Source organism: Pseudomonas sp. PDM32, from assembly GCF_019219225.1.
Lineage (GTDB): Bacteria > Pseudomonadota > Gammaproteobacteria > Pseudomonadales > Pseudomonadaceae > Aquipseudomonas > Aquipseudomonas laurylsulfatiphila.
Genome location: NZ_JAHUWE010000003.1, coordinates 386,054 through 402,990 on the forward strand (window position 1 = coordinate 386,054; position 16,937 = coordinate 402,990).

The 16,937-nt window shown below is 57.3% G+C and carries 14 protein-coding genes; 7 read left to right on the forward strand and 7 right to left on the reverse strand.

The window, feature by feature from the left end; genetic code table 11:
* Positions 1-23 precede the first annotated feature (23 nt).
* The 5 genes from KW846_RS08175 to KW846_RS08195 all read left to right on the forward strand — a co-directional run bounded on the left by KW846_RS08175 (position 24) and on the right by KW846_RS08195 (position 5,234).
* The gene (locus tag KW846_RS08175) at positions 24-401 is read left to right on the forward strand and encodes an antibiotic biosynthesis monooxygenase (RefSeq protein WP_218481898.1); all 378 of its coding nucleotides are present in this window, start codon (positions 24-26) and stop codon (positions 399-401) included.
* Between the two features lie 169 nt (positions 402-570).
* Positions 571-1,416, forward strand: a complete 846-nt coding sequence (locus tag KW846_RS08180; protein ID WP_218481899.1) for an alpha/beta fold hydrolase — start codon at positions 571-573, stop codon at positions 1,414-1,416.
* A gap of 66 nt (positions 1,417-1,482) precedes the next feature.
* Entirely contained in the window at positions 1,483-2,355 is an 873-nt protein-coding gene (locus tag KW846_RS08185; protein ID WP_218481900.1) for a class I SAM-dependent methyltransferase, read from the forward strand.
* A 271-nt stretch (positions 2,356-2,626) separates the two neighbouring features.
* Complete coding sequence (locus KW846_RS08190) at positions 2,627-4,894, forward strand: AAA family ATPase (RefSeq protein ID WP_218481901.1); 2,268 nt, start codon at positions 2,627-2,629, stop codon at positions 4,892-4,894.
* Positions 4,833-5,234 carry a hypothetical protein gene (locus tag KW846_RS08195; RefSeq protein WP_218481902.1) on the forward strand — a complete coding sequence of 134 codons (402 nt, stop codon included), beginning with the start codon at positions 4,833-4,835 and terminating at the stop codon, positions 5,232-5,234. Before KW846_RS08190 ends, KW846_RS08195 begins: the two co-directional genes overlap by 62 nt.
* Positions 5,235-6,011: 777 nt before the next feature.
* Here KW846_RS08195 and acnA read toward each other — a convergent pair.
* Positions 6,012-8,696 carry an aconitate hydratase AcnA gene (gene acnA, locus KW846_RS08200; protein ID WP_218481903.1) on the reverse strand — a complete coding sequence of 895 codons (2,685 nt, stop codon included), beginning with the start codon at positions 8,694-8,696 and terminating at the stop codon, positions 6,012-6,014.
* A gap of 214 nt (positions 8,697-8,910) precedes the next feature.
* Between acnA and KW846_RS08205 the strand changes: the two genes are divergently transcribed.
* The gene (locus KW846_RS08205; protein ID WP_218481976.1) at positions 8,911-9,651 is read left to right on the forward strand and encodes an ABC transporter substrate-binding protein; all 741 of its coding nucleotides are present in this window, start codon (positions 8,911-8,913) and stop codon (positions 9,649-9,651) included.
* A 37-nt stretch (positions 9,652-9,688) separates the two neighbouring features.
* Here KW846_RS08205 and KW846_RS08210 read toward each other — a convergent pair whose 3' ends face one another.
* The 5 genes from KW846_RS08210 to KW846_RS08230 all read right to left on the reverse strand — a co-directional run bounded on the left by KW846_RS08210 (position 9,689) and on the right by KW846_RS08230 (position 15,161).
* Entirely contained in the window at positions 9,689-10,729 is a 1,041-nt protein-coding gene (locus KW846_RS08210) for an AbrB family transcriptional regulator (RefSeq protein WP_218481904.1), read from the reverse strand.
* On the reverse strand, positions 10,726-11,790 hold the full coding sequence (locus tag KW846_RS08215; RefSeq protein WP_007979418.1) for a lactonase family protein: 1,065 nt from the start codon (positions 11,788-11,790) through the stop codon (positions 10,726-10,728). The genes KW846_RS08210 and KW846_RS08215 overlap by 4 nt, the downstream gene beginning before the upstream one ends.
* Positions 11,791-11,832: 42 nt before the next feature.
* The gene (locus tag KW846_RS08220) at positions 11,833-12,714 is read right to left on the reverse strand and encodes a LysR family transcriptional regulator (RefSeq protein WP_007979420.1); all 882 of its coding nucleotides are present in this window, start codon (positions 12,712-12,714) and stop codon (positions 11,833-11,835) included.
* A complete protein-coding gene (otnK, locus tag KW846_RS08225) occupies positions 12,704-13,972 on the reverse strand; it encodes a 3-oxo-tetronate kinase (protein ID WP_007979422.1) in 1,269 nt (422 codons plus the stop codon). Before otnK ends, KW846_RS08220 begins: the two co-directional genes overlap by 11 nt.
* A 118-nt stretch (positions 13,973-14,090) precedes the next feature.
* Positions 14,091-15,161 (reverse strand): isocitrate/isopropylmalate dehydrogenase family protein, encoded by a 1,071-nt coding sequence (locus KW846_RS08230; RefSeq protein ID WP_007979423.1) that lies wholly within the window; start codon positions 15,159-15,161, stop codon positions 14,091-14,093.
* A 262-nt stretch (positions 15,162-15,423) separates the two neighbouring features.
* Between KW846_RS08230 and rraA the strand changes: the two genes are divergently transcribed.
* Entirely contained in the window at positions 15,424-15,906 is a 483-nt protein-coding gene (gene rraA, locus KW846_RS08235; protein WP_218481905.1) for a ribonuclease E activity regulator RraA, read from the forward strand.
* On the opposite strand, the gene KW846_RS08240 is transcribed toward rraA, so the two are convergent.
* Positions 15,899-16,837 carry a GntR family transcriptional regulator gene (locus KW846_RS08240; RefSeq protein WP_033048355.1) on the reverse strand — a complete coding sequence of 313 codons (939 nt, stop codon included), beginning with the start codon at positions 16,835-16,837 and terminating at the stop codon, positions 15,899-15,901. The genes rraA and KW846_RS08240 overlap by 8 nt on opposite strands.
* Positions 16,838-16,937: the final 100 nt, after the last annotated feature.

The window sequence follows — 16,937 nt, forward strand, 5'->3', positions numbered from 1 at the left end:
TCACAATAGACGCGAGCGCCACCATGGAAGTCCTAAAGAAATTCAAGCCGCTAGACGATGAATTCCCGCTTGAGCGCCAACTCGGCATCTCGGCCGCGCCAATCGTACTTATCAACATATTCACGGTCGGTTCCGCTGACGAAGCGGGCTTCCTGGACGCCTTCAAGGCGGCAGGCGAAACCCTGAAGAAGCAGCCGGGCTTCATCTCCACCCAACTGCACCGAGCGATCGGTGATAGCCCGACCTTCCTGAACTATGTGGTGTGGGAGTCCACCGAGACGCTCCGCGATGCCTTCGCCCGTCCCGAATTCGTCGCGAAGGTTTCGGCCTATCCGTCATCCGTCGTAGCTACCCCGCACCTGTTCCAGAAGGTCGCCGTCCCCGGCTTTTGCACGGCCTGACTCCGGAAATATGGCAAGGCGCGATGGCCGGTATCTTCGCCCAGCAGTCGATGCCGGCTTGAGAGCACAGATTGGAGATGAGCATGGAGGCGCACATGTCCAGGACCAGAAACACCGAAGCCAGCATCAGCATTTCTCGCCCGACCATTTTTGAAAAAGGCTGACACACATGGAGTTCGAACACGTCACTTTCGACCTGCCACACGGCACCTTTCATGCGCTGAAGGGGGGGGATCCCGATGGTCAACCGACGATCGTCTTGCACGGTTTCCCAGATCATCCGCCGACCGCGAAGCTCTTCCTTGCCGAGCTCGGCCGCCGTGGCCGCCACGTCGTCGCACCCTGGCTTCGCGGTTACGCGCCGTCCCCGACCGCGGGGCCGTTCGACTTCGCAGCCCTCACCAGCGATGTGCTCGCGCTGATCGACCGCTGGTCTCCGGGGCGCCCCGTGGAGTTGATTGGCCACGATTGGGGCGCCCTGATCACCTATGATGCCTGCGTCACCGCACCGGGGTGGATCGAACGCGCGGTCGCGCTCGCAATCCCTCATCCACTCACGTTCATGAGCCGGCTGACGCACCTCGCTCAACTGCGCCGGAGCTCGTACATGGGGCTCTTTCAACTGCCTGGAAGCGGCTGGATCGCCACCGCCCGCGATCTTGCCTTCATCGACCGCCTCTGGCGTCAGTGGTCGCCCGGCTTCTCGCTCGATCCCGCTCTCAAGGCAGAGCTACACGAGCATCTGCGCAAGAGCATGCCCGCGCCCCTAAAGTATTACCGGGCGATGCTGCGCCCCGGCATGATTGGTGCGACGCGCCGCATGTCTCAGCCGATCACGGTGCCCCTGTTGCAGCTTCACGGTGCCAACGACGGCTGCATCCTCCCCACGCAGTTCGAAGACCGACATCGGTTCGCCGCCCCGCACGCGATGGAGGTCGTCCCCGGCGTCGGTCACTTCCTGCACATCGAGGCCCCTGAGGCGATCGCGGAACGGATCGTGGCATGGGCCAAGTAGCGTCCTTTCCTCCTTGCCTCGATCAAAGGCTAGCTGGTTAAAAACGAATCAAAACGAGGAGATGTCATGACAGAGCAAAAAGCCTATCAGGTCGCCGACTGGAATGGCGAAAGCGGAGAGTACTGGGCCGCCAACCAGGCCCGGCTCGACGCCATGTTTGCGGTATTTGGCCAGGCCGCGATAGAAGCCGCGGCGCCCGCCACGGGCGAACGCGTGCTTGACGTCGGTTGCGGCGCGGGCGCGTCGAGTCTGGCTCTGGCCGCCCGCGTCGGCGCGGGCGGACATGTGCTGGGCGTGGACATATCCGAACCGCTGATTGGACGAGCGCGCGAGCTTGCGCCGCAGGATACGCCGGTCCTGTTCCAGGTGGCCGACGCCAGTAGCGCCGAGCTGCCCGAGGGCGCGTTTGACATCCTTTTCTCGCGTTTCGGGGTGATGTTCTTCGACGATCCGACAGGGGCGTTCGCACATATGCGACGCGCGCTCCGGCCGGGCGGGCGGGTCGCTTTCATCTGCTGGCGCGGCGTGGCCGAGAACGATTGGGTGCGCCTGCCGATGGGCGCGATCAAGGGCATCGTCCCGCTGGCCGCACCGCCTGATCCTGAAGCACCTGGACCATTCTCGTTCGGTGACCGGGGACGCGTGACACGTATCCTGACGGCCGCTGGCTTTACCGATATCACTTTTGCGCCGTTCGATGTTTCCATCCCGTTCGGTGAAGGCGAGACTCGGGATGCGGCGATCGATGACGCGGTGAGGATGGCGTTCGAGGGCGGTCCGCTGTCGCTAGTACTAGCGCAACAAACCGATGACATCCGCGCCCACGCCTCGGCCGCGGTTCGCGCCGCCTTCGCCGGCCTCCCCGGCGAGCGGTCGGTGATGATCGACGGCGCGGCGTGGATCGTCATGGCATGTAATCCGGCAGCCAGCGCCTGTTAGCAGGGATGCCGCCCCCCACACTCAGTAGAGCAGTGCAACTTAGGTAAGTTAGATTAATGTCCCTTTTGGTTTGGTGATCCGTCCTTGGCAAAAGCGATACCGTCCGCTTCTGGCCGGTAGTTGCCCGTCGCGAGAGGCAGAAAACGGCCAAAAGCAGACCTTTAGAATTTCGGCCAGAACACCCTTCTCGGTCTGGGCAAGAATCAAGCTTCAACGGAAATTGCTGCGCGGTGCACTATGCTTATTTCTCTAAGGAACAGGGAGCTCAGGTATGGCCATTTATGAGGAAGTGCTGGAGTGGGCGGGAAGGTTGCCACTATGGCGTCAGGATGCCTTGCGACGCCTGTGTGTTCAGGGGGCATGGACCGAGGAGGACCTGAGTGAAATTCTAGACCTTGCCAAACAACATCATGCTGTCCCCAGTGCACTTCAACCAGCACCTCAACCGATAGGGTTCGCCGCGGAGCATTTCCCCGCAGAGGCGAATCAGGATCGGACGGTTGTCCTGCGAGCCCTACATTTGCTGACCAATGTCGGCAAGATTCCAAGCGACCAGATTTTGGAGTTTCAGTCGCAAGGGCTCACCATCGTGTACGGTGGTAATGGCGCTGGTAAGTCCGGTTATGCCCGCGTACTGAAACAGGCGTGCCGAGCCCGTAGCCCTGGTGCTGTATACGCCAATGCCTATGCCGCGAATTACCAGCAGCTCATACCGAGCGCCGCCATCGACTTCTCGCTGGACGGCGCCCCGGAGCAAACGATCTGGAGTGGTCAGCCTGGGGTTGTCCCGAGGCCCGAACTTCGGGGCATTTCCGTATTCGATGGCGACTGCGCCCGTCATTACCTACAGTCGCGAGAAGCTGCCACTTTTCAGCCGTCTGCGCTGATCTATCTGCAGCAGCTGGCCAACGGGCTCAACCAGGTTCTGAGGCCACGAGTCCAGAATGAAATTGCAGGTCTCGCTACAGACGTTACGCCATTCAATATCATTCCCGCCGATACCGAGGCCGGCCGGACAGTGCATCCGATTGGACCTACCACAGATCTGACGCGGGCACGTGAGTTGGCCACACTCACGCCAGATGAGCAGGCAGAGCGAGCTCGCCTTCCTCAGGAGATAAGCGAAGCGGACCCAACCGCTAGGGCGACGAACCTCGACAATGCCGCGACTCGGGTCGATGAGTTGGCCAACACCATCGCAGCGGCAGCAAGTGTTGTGTCCGATGATGCGTTGGATGCCAAGCTGCAGGCCCATCGAACCCTTGTCGATGCGGAGGTCGCGGAGCGTGCGGCATCTGCCCTGCTGCAGGCAGGGGATGCGACGCAGCTGCTTCCTGGAACTGGTCAGGGCCCTTGGGCAACGTTGTTCAATGCTGCGCGTGAGTACTCGATGGGCACGGCTTACCCTGGAGAAGCTTTCCCAGTTACCGATGACGGCGCAGTTTGCGTGCTTTGCCAGCAGGAACTGAATCCTGAGGCTCAGGACCGCTTGCAGCGGTTTGATCACTACATCCGGGATCGTGCGGCCGAAGCTGCTCAAACTGCCCGGGATGCCTGGCAGCAGATTGTCCGCGACGTTGGCCAAGCTAGTGTTGCTTTCATAGTTGCCCCCAACATGCAGGATGGTTTGAGGGCTCGAGTGGCAGCGCTGCCGGACGATATTCAGGCTTACCAGGAAGATTTGGTCGCTCGACTTCAGTGGCTCAGAACGGCTGTAGCTGGCGGGGAATGGCCGGAGCGCCCTGGATATCGAGGCCCGGGCCCGGCGGCTTCGCTCCATCAAGTTGCGGAAGCACTACGCGCCGAAGCGGCCCGCATGCGCGCAAACATGGATGCGGAAGCCCTGGCAGCCAAAAAGCTGCGACTGAAGGAGCTCGAAGCTAGGCAGCTCCTTTCCGAGCATATCCAAGGCATAGCCAGGGTCATCGAGAGTCTGGCCCGTAGGGCTAGGCTCCAGAGCTGTCTTGATGACATCGCTGCGACGCGCCCGATGACCACGCTTGCAAGTCAGTTGGGGAGAGCTTACGTCAGCGAAGCACTGGCTGGACGTATGAACGAGGAACTTAGCAGGCTGAATCTTCGGTACATCCAAGCCGGGATTTATTCTCAAGGAGATGCAGGATCGGTTCGCCTAGGTATTCAACTCCAAGGTTGCCAGCTTGGCCCGCACCAGGTTCTCAGTGAGGCTGAGCAGCGCATGTGCTCTCTCGCGTTCTTCTTCGCGGAGCTCCACCAGTCGGGGTCGACGTCAGGCATCGTTTTCGACGATCCGGTCTCAAGCCTTGACCACGGCCATCGAACCGCTGTTGCGCGTCGGATAGTTGAGGAGTCCGCCATTCGACAAGTGATCGTGTTCACCCACGATGCTGTGTTTTTTGGTGAGCTACTCACGCTTTGCCAGGATGCGGATCGGGTCCCGGTCGATCAGCTATCGAGCAGAAGGTCCTGGTTACGTCGATGCTGGATTACCTTACGACATGCGCCGGCATGCGGAACGGATTCAGCAGCACCGCACCACTCAGCAGCAGATTGCGGCTAACTTCAACAACCCTCCGGGAGAGGATGAGCGTCGCGCGATCCGCAACGCCTACGATGACCTGCGCGTGACGATTGAGGTTGGGATCGAGGACACGCTACTCAACGGAACCGTTGTGCGATTTCGTGATGGTATCTCGGTTGGCCGGCTCGATGGCGTGATGGTGGTGGAAGAGCAGGACTTTCGAGAAGTCCAGCGTCTACATGATCGCTGCTGCCGCAACGTGAGCGCGCACTCACATGCAGCTGGTCAGCAGCGGCCTGTAACGCAGCCAGACGAACTGCTCCGGGATATAGAGGGAGTCAACGCCTTGTTCGTGAGCATCCGAAGACGCAGAAACTGACTCCACGAAACCTGGGGGCGATTCAAGTTTGTATTCTTCTTACAGGCTCCTACTGGTTAATTGTCGTCAGCAGTTTAATCTTTGCTCGGTTGGCGCTGATGGAAAATTCGCGATCTGGCGCCCATAAAATCCGGCGACCGCTTTTGGCCATTTGCTGCCTATCACAACTAGTTGAAACTGACCCGTTGCTACCAGTAGAAAAGGCAGAATGATCCGCCGCCGCTACGATTGATCGCGTTCAATATATAGAGTTAAACAGCTGCTCAGCGTTCTTCAATTCACACGCCGCTTCTGTCTCCTCTCGCGTTGGAAAATGAAGGGGTGAACGGGACTTTTCCTTGTTGTCATAAATGTCGAATCCAGACGGCTCCGTGCGCGAATAAAAGCGCACACCACACCTTGCCGATTCTGTCTCTTTAGGGGTTGCTGGTATGACAACAAATCTCAATACCATCTCCTCACCTATAGTGTTTTATTCCTAATTCTTGTGTTTTAGCGGCATATAGCCATCTTATCAATCTCCCGTCACGGGACTCGACGAGCGGAAAGCACCTAGTCCAGATGCAGAGTTAACCGATGGTGAGCCGATGACAGCTTTAGGCCGAAGGCAGCTCAAGATTTCGCTATTTCGACCCGGAAATGTGTTCCGATGGCTATGCACGGCAGCAAGAAAAATCTGCCGTGGTTTTACAGTCCTCATGGCCCTCTCACAGTCTGCGCGCTTGGTTTTTAGCCGCTTCGAAGGCGGCATCCCGCGATGCACTTCCTGCCTCCCTATCAGTTGCTCACCTGCGAAACGACCTTGCGCACGACATACGGCAGGATACCGCCCTCCTTCAAGTAGAGAATTTCCTGTTGCGAATCCAGCTGCAGAATCAACGGCAGCGAGGTCTGACTTCCGTCCGCGCGATTGATCACCAGGCAGAGCTGGTTTGCCCCCACCTGCATTGTCTCCAAGCCGTTGAAGTCCAGCGTCTCATCCCCCTTTAACTGCAAGTTCGTCACGTCGACGCCTGCCGCGAAGGTAATGGGCAAGATGCCCATGCCGATCAGATTGCTACGATGGATACGCTCAAAACTCTGCGCGACGACAGCTTTGACGCCCAAGGTGGCTTGCGCCTTGGCTGCCCAGTCACGACTGGAGCCCGCTCCATAGTTGAACCCGGCGAAGATCACCAGCGGCATATCCTTGGCAACGTAGCTCAGAGCTGCGTCGTAAACGCGCTGGATCGAACCGTCAAAAGCCGTTGCAAAACCACCCTCTCCCGGCTGTTGCTCCAATAGCCGATTCTTCACTGCTCGATTCACGAACGCACCGCGCATCATCACTTCGTGATTGCTGCGGCGGGTCGAGTATTGATTGAGATCGTTCGGGTTTTCGCCGCGCTCGATCAACCACTGTCCAGCCTGGCTTTCGAGTGGAATCGCACTGGCCGGTGAAATGTGGTCAGTGGTGACGTTGTCGCCCAGCACCATCAAAGTTCTTGCACTATGAATCGACAACTCGGGTGAAGCTTCGGCTTTGACGTTTTGCAGGTAAATGGGGCGGCGCAGGTAAGTCGAATTCGGCGCCCAAGGAAACTGGACGCTGCCACTCGCTGACAGTGCCTGCCAGTGATGAGTGCCATCCCATAGCATCGCGTTACGCTGGCGGAACAAATCCGGGCGAACGGTCTGGCTGACCAGTGCCTGAATCTGCTCTTCACTGGGCATCAGTTCATGCAGGTACACATCGTTGCCTGCCGCATCCTGTCCTAACGGCTCAGTCTGGATATCCATATTGATGGTGCCCGCCAACGCATAAGCAACGACCAGCGCCGGCGAGGCCAGATAGCCGACCTGTACGCGAGGATTGACCCGCCCCTCGAAGTTGCGATTGCCCGACAGCACCACCACGGTTTTGAGGCCCTGGTCCGAGAAGCGCTCCATGTGTTCTTCGAGACTGCCGGAGTTACCGATGCAGGTCATGCAGCCAAACCCGGCGAGGTCGAACCCCAGGGCCGAGAAGTCGCTCAGCAGATCGGCCTTTTCCAGGTAGTCCGCGACTACGCGTGAGCCGGGCGACAGAGATGTCTTGACCCAGGGTTTACTGCGCAAACCGCGACGCTGAGCGTTGCGGGCCAGCAATCCCGCCTGGATCATCTGGCTCGGGTTTGCAGTGTTGGTGCAACTGGTGATCGCCGCCAGGGAGATGGCGCCATGGGTCAGGGCCTGGCCAAACGAAGGCTCGAAGTATTCGGCTTCAGCGTCCGAGGCACGAGCGATCACGCCCTCCCGCTCACCCAGAATTTCCTGACGAAAGGATGGCGCGGCGTCAGCCAGTTTGCGCCACTGATGCGGCTGATGAGGCCCGGCAACACTAGGCTCGATGACCGCAAGATCCAGCTCGATCAGGTCATCGAAATGCGGTTCGGGCAGTGAGTCGTGGCGCCACAGGCCCTGTGCTTCGAGGTAAGTTTCGATGCGCGCAATGGTGTCTTCGCTGCGACCGGTCAGGTGCATGTACTCCATCGTGCTGTCGTCGAACGGGAAGAACACTACCGTGGCGCCATACTCAGGGGCCATGTTCGACAGCGTGCCTCGCGCCGCCCAACTGAGCTTCGACAGGCCAGGGCCGCAGAACTCAACGAACTTGCCCACTACGCGCTTCGTACGCAATATTTGCGTGATGCGCAATGCCAGATCGGTTGCTGTCACACCGGGCCGCAGTTCATTGCTCAAACGAATGCCGACGACTTCAGGAAAACTGATCGGCACCGGCTCACCGAGCATGGCAGCCTGTCCCTCCAGCCCACCCACACCCCAGCCAAGAACGCCGATGGCGTTGATCATCGGCGTGTGGCTGTCGGTTGCTACGATATCGTCAGGATGCAGCAGTGGCTGGCCATCGGCAGTCTGGCTTTCCCATACCACGGTCGCCAGCGACTCCATGTTGACCTGGTGAATGATCCCGGTACCGGGCGGGACCACCTTGAAATTGGTCAGACTCTTCTGTGCCCACTTGATGAATTCGTAGCGTTCGGAGTTGCGGCGGTAGTCGATGTCCAGGTTCTTCTCCACCGCGTCCGCTTCAGCGTAGCGCTCGACAATCACCGAATGGTCAATGACCAGCACAGCAGGAATCATTGGGTTCATGGTTTCCGGTGCGCCACCCATTTCCGCCACCATGTCGCGCATACCGGCAAAGTCAGCAAGCGCCGGCAGGCAAGTCGTATCGTGGAACATCAGCCGGTTGGGGTAAAAAGGCACTTCGCAGGCCGGCGCCCCTTGGCGTATGCATGCGATGAAGTTGTCCAGCGACGCTGGTGAGCACCGCGCCACATTCTCCAGCAGAATACGGATTGAATAGGGCAAGCCAATGAGCTCGTCCGGGGTGAGTATCTTGTGCAGATCCACGTAGGCGTAACGGGTGTCGCCCACTTGAAGATGACTTTGATGACGTGCGTCGATGGCTGAAATCATGGGCTTTTCGTTCACCGGTTGAGTGCGTGCGCAAACGACTCTATACGGTCGTTCAGTTGAACCCAGCGTAACCAAAGGCCGAGCCGGGGAAAATTGAACAATGAGCAAGTCATCGTTCGCCAACGGAGAACGCAGCCTTGATGAGTCTGAAATTGTCAGGTCTTGCCCACTTCCCTACTCTCAGGGCCAACGACAATTTCCATGGAGACCATTTATGCTCGCCCCTACCGCAAAAGTCCTTGAAGAGCTTGCCCCGACCGGCGTGCTCAAAGCTGCCATCAACTTCGGCAACCCGGTGCTTGCACAGCGCAATGCCGAAACGGGCCAGCCTCAAGGAGTATCCGTCAGCCTGGCAATGGAATTGGGCAAGCACTTGGGCGTCCCTGTCGAGTTCATCACCTATGACGCTGCGGGGAAGGTTTTCGAGGCTTTGGCGCAAAATCAATGGAACATTGCATTCCTGGCCATCGAACCTGTGCGTGAAGCTCAAGTCGCCTTCAGTGAACCTTACGTGATTATCGAAGGTACCTATCTGGTCAAGGACAGCTCTCCATTCCGCAAGATGGAAGATCTGGATCAGCCCGGCGTGCGGATCGCCGTGGGTAAGGGTGCAGCTTATGACCTGTACCTGAGCCGGACTCAACAGCACGCAACTCTGGTTCGCGCGCCAACCTCTGCCGGAGCGGTGGACTTGTTTCTCGATGAGAACCTGGATGCGGCGGCGGGCGTGCGTCAACCGCTGCTCAAGGTCGCCGAGGCCAACAAGGAATTGCGCGTACTGGACGGCTACTTCACATCAATTCGCCAGGCAATGGGCGTTCCAGTGCGATGCGTCACGGGTGCGGCGTACGTCAGAGCATTCCTGGAAGAACAGAAAGCCAACGGCTTCGTTAACAAGGCACTTGCCGCAAGCGGCCAAAGTGACGTCACGGTTGCCCCGCTTCAAGTCAATTGAGGCCGCTGCGATGAAGGGTTGAAACGCACTTGCCTGCTCAGCGGCGAAGGCGTTTCAACCAGATTTTATGCACCGGCTCAGCGCAGAGCATCACCACTATCAAGCGCATGATCTGCATTGCCGTAACGATGCCAACGCCCAGGTTCAAGGCTTCGGCCGTCAGGTACATTTCCGTACTGCTGCCCGGCATCATGCCCAGTGCCAGCGTCATCAAAGGAAAGCCCAGCAGATATCCGATCCCAAGTGCCAGCAACAAGGTGCAAACAATCATGCTCAAGGTGAACACCGAAACCTTGATCAGGAATGTCGGTGAGGCCTTGAAGAACTGGCGATCAAAGTAGCCTCCGAGCGCACAACCGATCATGAGCTGACCGTAATGGCTCAGCTCAACGGGTAATGCCGTCTGCAGATTGAAGCTGGCAGTGAATAGCGCGCACAGCGCCATCGGGCCGAACATCCAAGGGTTCGGCAACTTGTACCGTTTCCAGATAATCGCCGTCAGCGCCCCGCCGAGCAACAATGGCAGCAGCCAATACCAATCACTGGGCAATCGGGCATGAACCACCGATGGAGAGATTTTCGAGGTGAAAAACATCGCGGGCGGAACACAAAGAACAATCAGCACGAGCCGAACACTGTGAGCTGCAGCGATTTGACTGACGTTGGCCTTATGCCTGATCCCCGATTGAATCATCTCTGCAAAGTTCGCAGGCATGAAGGCGAAAAAGGCAGTCGTCAGATCCATGCCTCGACGCCGCATGAACTCTATGCCGAGCAAGGCAAGCAACAAGGTCAGAAATGCCGCGAACAGCATCATCGCGAAATGCCCCAGGATCTGCTCCAGCACCGCGGGTGTGAAATGCAGACCGATGGATGTCGCAATCATCCATTGCCCAGTCAATCGACCATTGGGGATCTCCCCTACCCGCCAGCCTAGGCAACGCACCAGAATAACCGCCAACATCGATCCAATGATCCACGGCAAAGGCCAGTTCAGGTAACTGGCAATCAGTGCGCCGGTCACTCCAACCAGCGGTGTCGCCCACCACAATCCCATTGAGGTGAAAAACGCTCTCATACGTTGGCGCCACCAAAGACCATGCACACTGGACTCCCTGTCTCAATCACCTCACCCGTTGGGGTCAAGCTGCCAGTCGTTGGGTCAACACTGAAAACCACGATCGTGTCGCTGTCCTCGTTGGCCACATACATGCATCTGCCGTCGGGCGACAAAGCGAAAAATCGAGGAGTGAGGCCTTGCGTTGGCGTCGCTGATTCGAATGTCAGCCAGCCCGATTGGGGATCAATGCTGAAGCGCGCAATGCTGTCGCTTCCTCGGTTGGAGGCATAGAGGAAGCGCCCCGCCTTATCAACCTCGATCTCTGCGGCCGTGCTGTCGCCCGTGAAAGAATCCGGCAGCGCAGAGAGCACCTGCTGCGGCTGCAGCTCACCACTTTCGCTGTTGAAGCGATAGATTGCGACAGTCGAATCGAGCTCATTGACCGAGTAGACAACGGGCAATCCCGGATGAAACGCCACATGCCGTGGTCCTGCACCTTTGCGAGTAGCAACCGATGGACAGGCTGTCGGCAGCAACTTGCCCGATTGCGAGTCGAATCGATAAGTGAAGATCCGATCGAGACCTTTATCCGGCACGACCACTAGTTTTCCACTGGGGTCGAATGGATTGAAATGCGGTTTCGGGCCTTTTTGTTCAATTCGATGGGGTCCGATAGGCCCTTGCGTCATCACTTGATCGCAGAGCTCGCCGAGCTCTCCCGAATCGAGAATCGGTAAGACAACAACAGAACCACTGTAATGGTTGCTCACCACCAGAAAGGCGCCGTCCGGTGAAATCGCCAGGTGTGCGGGATTGTGGCCATGGGTGCATTGGCTATTGAGATAGCGCAGTGCGCCATCGGCGCCGATGCTAAATGCGCTGGCCTGATCCGTATCACCATGGACGCAGTACAGGAAATCCCCCTGTTTACTGATCGCAAGAAATGAAGGGTTTACCAAACCATCAACCAGTTGCACATGAGACAGGCGCCCAGTCTGTGAATCGACGCTGTAGACATTGATCCCGTTGCCACGGGCATTCCTTTCACGAGTGGTACGACAGCCTACGTAAATGAACATGAAGTCATCTCAAAAAGCGAACAGGTACATGGATAGCACTTGTCACGCGGTCAAGTGTGCGACGAACGCGCGAGCGGTAGGAGGGAGCGCTTCGAATCGTCGAGCAACAATATTCAACTGACGCTTGGCCCATGGCTCGGCCAACGTGACAGCCTGCAAATGGAAGGAACGCAGATAGGGACGCAGAACATCGCGAGGCAAAATGCAAATGCCCAGATTGGTCGAAACCATCCGGCACATGCATTCAAAGCTGGAAACGCGAACCCGCTGCCTGATTGGCTTACCTAACAATTCGGCTTGTTCACTCAGGAGCAAATGCACCGAGCTCTCCACGTGAGGACCAATGAATTCGAAGATCAGCGCTTGCTCGAAACTGGCTTGCGTCTGCGCCGCCAATGGATGCCGTTCTGGAACCGCAATCACCAACTCATCCACGCGATAGGGAACGGATTCCAACCCTTGTGAAGGCGTCTGTTCGGCAATGATGCCGACATCCGCACGACCGTCCGACACGGCTCGAACGATTGCCGCACCGACGCGCTCCTCGATATCGAACTTGATATCGGGGTAGGTTTCCATAAACCTGCCGATATCCAGACTCAGCTGTTGGGCCAACGCCGATGTAATGGCGTGCAATCGAACATGGCCCTTGATTCCAGCACCATACTCACTCAACTCCTGGTCCATCTTCTGAAGAGTTTCGTTCACCTGCAACGCGTAATGGCGCAGCGACTGCCCCGCAGGCGTCAGCTCCATTCCGCGCGGATATCGAATGAACAACGGGGAACCCACCTTCTCTTCAAGCTCGCTGATCCGCTTACTGACTGCGGAGGTCGCCAGATGGCAGAGCTGCGACGCCTTTGTCAGGTTTCGCTGCTCCGCCACAGCCATGAAGATTTCCAGGCTGAGCAGATCATGGCGCATTGGCCAATGCCTTCTCGAAGAAGTCTACCGTGCCGAAATTGCCGGATTTCAGCGCCAGGGCAACCGGGTCGTCGCGCAAGCCGAGTGTCCAGGGCACACCAGGATCGATGGTCGCACCAATTCGCAGAGCCTTGACTTGCAGTGCCTTGACTACCGCACCCGATGTTTCGCCGCCGGCGACCACCAACTTGCGAACACCCATGCCGTAGAGGCCGACAGCGACGGCGGACAATGCGTCCTCAACGATCTGCCCAGCAGCCTCAACACCGAGCTTTTGCTGAGCAAGCTTGACCGTCTCTGGATGTGCGCTCCCGTAGATCAGGACGGGGCCCTTTTGAATCAGATCCTTCGCCCATTCGAGTGCTTCAGCAACCTGATCATGACCATTGGCAAGACGCAGCGGATCAATGGAAAAGCTCGGACGGGTTTTCTGCCAGTGCTCGACCTGACCATTCGTCGCTACCGAACAACTGCCGGAAACAACGGCGCCCAAGCCCTCGATGACAGGCAGTACCGATGCCGTTTCGGACTGACCGAGCTTGCCTGCACGACGGAAGTTTTCAGGTAGACCCAGCGCAACGCCAGAACCGCCGGTAACCAGTTTATGGTCCGCCACGGCAGTGCCTATCGCATACAAATCTTCATCATCGATCGCATCGACAATGGCATAACCTCGACCTTGGGCAGTGAGGCTATTGAAAGCCGCGGAAATGGCTTGCGCGCCCTTGTTGACGACCGAATGTGCAACAAGACCTACCGGTTTGAGCGTCTGCTGCTGCAACACCCGAACCAGATTGGAATCGGTCATTGGCGTCAATGGATGATTACGCATGCCGGATTCGCTCAACAGCACATCGCCGACGAACAAATGACCGTTAAAAATCGTCCGTTTGTTCTCCGGGAATGCAGGACAAGCCACAGCGAACGAGACGTTCAAAGCTTCAGCAAGTGCGTCGGCGACAGGGCCGATGTTTCCGCGAGAGGTCGAGTCAAACGTCGAGCAATATTTGAAAAAAAACTGTTGGCAGCCTGCCGCACGCAACCATTCCAGCGCTTCGAGCGATTGAGTAACGGCTTCTTCCGGGCTGACGGTACGGCTTTTCAGGGCAATGACGACAGCATCGATGTCATCAGGCAGAGGCCCTTGCGGCACGCCGATCACTTGTAGCGTGCGCATGCCGCCACGTACCAGCGTACTTGCCAAATCCGTACCGCCGGTGAAGTCATCAGCGATGCAACCGAGTAGTAATTGACTCACTGTGGTCTCCTCGTGCCCTCCTCCTTTGGATATCCAAAAGGAGAACAGGCGATTTCTTGTTATAGATCCGCAACATTCCAGACAACGGGCGGCATGCCTGGCATGCCGCCCGTTTCAATCAGCCCAGAATGGCTTTGGCTACAGCTTCGCCGAACGATTTGGTACCGCTGGAGCCGCCCAGATCAGGCGTGCGCTGCTTAGGATCCTGCAGCACAACATCCACTGCCTTTTCCATTTCCAGGCCGGCCTTGATCAGCGCTTCTTTATTGTGGTGCTCGCCCATCCACTGCAGCAGCATGCCAACGGACAGAATCATCGAAACCGGGTTGGCCTTGTCCTGACCGGCGATATCCGGCGCAGAGCCGTGCTGGGCCTGGGCGCAGCAATGAGTGTCGCTGGCCATCATGGAACCGGCCAGACCCAGGCTGCCCGACAGTTCACTGGCAAGGTCGCTGATGATGTCGCCGTAGAAGTTGGTCGCGACCAGAACGTCGAAGCGCTCAGGGCTACGTACCAGGTGGGCAGTGGAGGCATCGACCAGCAGATCGTCCAGCGCGACCTCCGGGAAGTCCTTCGCTACATCGCGAACGCACTCGAGGAACAGACCGTCAGTCATGTGGAAGCTGTTGGCCTTATGAATAGCGGTGACTTTCTTGCCACGCTTCATAGCCAGCTCGAATGCACGGCGGGCGATACGCTCGCTGCAATGACGAGTGATTTTACGTGTGGATAAAGCCATATCCGGAGTCGGCATCACTTCGCCCCAACCACGGCTCATGTTGCGATCTGGATAAAAGCCTTCAGTCGCTTCACGCATGATCACCAGGTCCATGGTCTTGCCTTCCTTCATGTTGGAAGTCAGGAATGGACGAGTACGAGCAGGACGTACGTTGGCGTAGAGATCCAGGCCGATACGGAAACCGGCAGAAACGTTGCGACCGCCTTTTTCAGGCACTGGATAGTCGGCGTGCGACTGGGTGCCGAGAATGATGCCGTCGTAGCTTTTGGCCTTTTCCAGCACTTCATCACGCAAAGTTGTGCCGTATTTATCCAGGCTTGTGAAACCGACATCGTCGTAATCGAAGCTCAAGCCCAGATCGAATTTTGTGTTGGCAGCCTTGAGCACCGACATCGAAGATTCAACGATTTCTGGACCAATACCGTCACCAGGAAGAACCAAAATACGCATCGCATACCCCTTACTTATTGTTTGAACTGAATTTTTTCGAAGCCTGTGCGTGATGAACCGGCTCCATTTCTGTACATCGTAAATACAAAGTACAATATTGGCGAGACGAAGTCCTCAACCTTTTGCTCCCGTTCGTCCTGAGACGTTACGGGGAGCAGTAGCGCTATCGCCCTCGACAGATTGCATTTTATTGCATGAATATTCAGTTTGTGCAACCTTTACGCTCAACGGTCACCCATTTCACTTTCCCAGGAGATCCTGCATGACAGTTAAAACCTCCGATCTTTGCGATCAGTACCCAGACTCAATTCGCGTGCTGTCCCCGATTTTTCAGGACTTTGGCGGCAAAAATGATTTCGAGGGACGCGCCTTCACCCTCAAATGTTTCGAGGACAATTCCAGGATCAAGGAGATAAGCAGTCTGCCAGGACACGGCCGGGTGCTGGTGGCGGACGGTGGTGGCAGTGACCGCTACGCGCTGTTTGGCGATGTGATCGCTGAGGATCTGGTCAAGAACGGCTGGGTCGGTGTGTTGATTTACGGTTACATCCGCGACAAAGCGGCGCTGCGCGATATGCCGATCGCCATCAAGGCACTGGGCACATCCCCGCGCAAGACCGTCAAGCGAAACGAGGGACAGATTGGCATATCGGTGGAATTCGCCGGGCACACCATCGCCGATGGAGACCAACTGTTCGGCGATGACGATGGCGTGGTGCTGTTAAACGAGCTGAGCGCTAGCTGACAACCGATACTTCAAGGCTGCGCTGGTACTCCAGCTCATCCTTGGCCTCTTTATCTGTTTTCTGCCGCCCGACCACATCAAGGTGGTTGCGTAGAAATTCCGCCGCCGCCTCTCGCTGTCCACTTTCGATGAGATCAAGAAGATGGATGTGTTCTTTACATTGGTTGATCAAGCGAGGCCGATCCACGTTGGCCTTGTAGGCCATGAACCGACGCAATTGGTTCTGGCGGCGGATAGCCTCAAGAAAGAAAGCGTTGCCCGAGCAGCGCACCACCAGCTCATGAAGCTGCGAACCGATCTGAAACAGCTGCGATCGCGACAAGGTGAAAATGTCGCCATCGAGCAGTTGCTGCTGGATTTCCCGCGCTTTGGCAAACGCTGGCTTATCCACCTCGTAACCCGGTTCCAATACCGCAGCCGGTTCGATTGCCATGCGAAAGCGGTAGCTCTGAATATGGGCTTTGGAGTCGTGCAGAAAACTGTTGATCTCCCACCCCTGCCCCGGCTTGCGCTCAATCATTGCTTCATTGGCCAGCCGGGTCAGAACCTTCATGAGCTGTCCTCTCGGCACCTCATATTTGCGCATCAACTCGGCTTCAAAAAAAGTCGTGGGAATGTCACCACGCAAGACGTCGTCGACAACGCGCAAATAGAAGTCTTCAAACGGATCGACTTCCAGAGGGAGCTTGCGACTGTCGATTCCTCGCGCGTCAGCTGTCAGGAAATAACCTCGGTTCGGCTCCTTGGTCGCCAGACCCAATTCGGCCAACAACGCGAAACCTCGTCGAATCGGAGATCGGGAAACTCCCAACTCCTTGGCAAAAGACTCCTCGCGCAAAGGATCACCAGCGCGCATCGACCGGGCTCTGGCCATGTCGATGATCTTGGGTGCCAACTGCTCCGCAAGGTCTTTCTTTATCTTGGGCTTCATTTTGGCTGGTTCGCCCACCAAGGGTTGTTGAAGAGTCGATTCTGCTGAGTTCATGGAAACCGATAATCAGAGGAGGATGACATCAATGCATTGCCTGGGA

Coding starts and splice junctions, on each gene's coding strand:
- KW846_RS08185 (WP_218481900.1), top strand. CDS start 1,483: ATGACAGAGCAAAAAGCCTATCAGGTCGCCGACTGGAATGGCGAAAGC.
- KW846_RS08215 (WP_007979418.1), bottom strand. CDS start 11,790: ATGTTCATTTACGTAGGCTGTCGTACCACTCGTGAAAGGAATGCCCGT.
- KW846_RS08190 (WP_218481901.1), top strand. CDS start 2,627: ATGGCCATTTATGAGGAAGTGCTGGAGTGGGCGGGAAGGTTGCCACTA.
- KW846_RS08220 (WP_007979420.1), bottom strand. CDS start 12,714: ATGCGCCATGATCTGCTCAGCCTGGAAATCTTCATGGCTGTGGCGGAG.
- KW846_RS08240 (WP_033048355.1), bottom strand. CDS start 16,837: ATGAAGCCCAAGATAAAGAAAGACCTTGCGGAGCAGTTGGCACCCAAG.
- KW846_RS08175 (WP_218481898.1), top strand. CDS start 24: ATGGAAGTCCTAAAGAAATTCAAGCCGCTAGACGATGAATTCCCGCTT.
- acnA (WP_218481903.1), bottom strand. CDS start 8,696: ATGATTTCAGCCATCGACGCACGTCATCAAAGTCATCTTCAAGTGGGC.
- KW846_RS08210 (WP_218481904.1), bottom strand. CDS start 10,729: ATGAGAGCGTTTTTCACCTCAATGGGATTGTGGTGGGCGACACCGCTG.
- KW846_RS08180 (WP_218481899.1), top strand. CDS start 571: ATGGAGTTCGAACACGTCACTTTCGACCTGCCACACGGCACCTTTCAT.
- KW846_RS08205 (WP_218481976.1), top strand. CDS start 8,911: ATGCTCGCCCCTACCGCAAAAGTCCTTGAAGAGCTTGCCCCGACCGGC.
- rraA (WP_218481905.1), top strand. CDS start 15,424: ATGACAGTTAAAACCTCCGATCTTTGCGATCAGTACCCAGACTCAATT.
- KW846_RS08195 (WP_218481902.1), top strand. CDS start 4,833: ATGCGCCGGCATGCGGAACGGATTCAGCAGCACCGCACCACTCAGCAG.
- KW846_RS08230 (WP_007979423.1), bottom strand. CDS start 15,161: ATGCGTATTTTGGTTCTTCCTGGTGACGGTATTGGTCCAGAAATCGTT.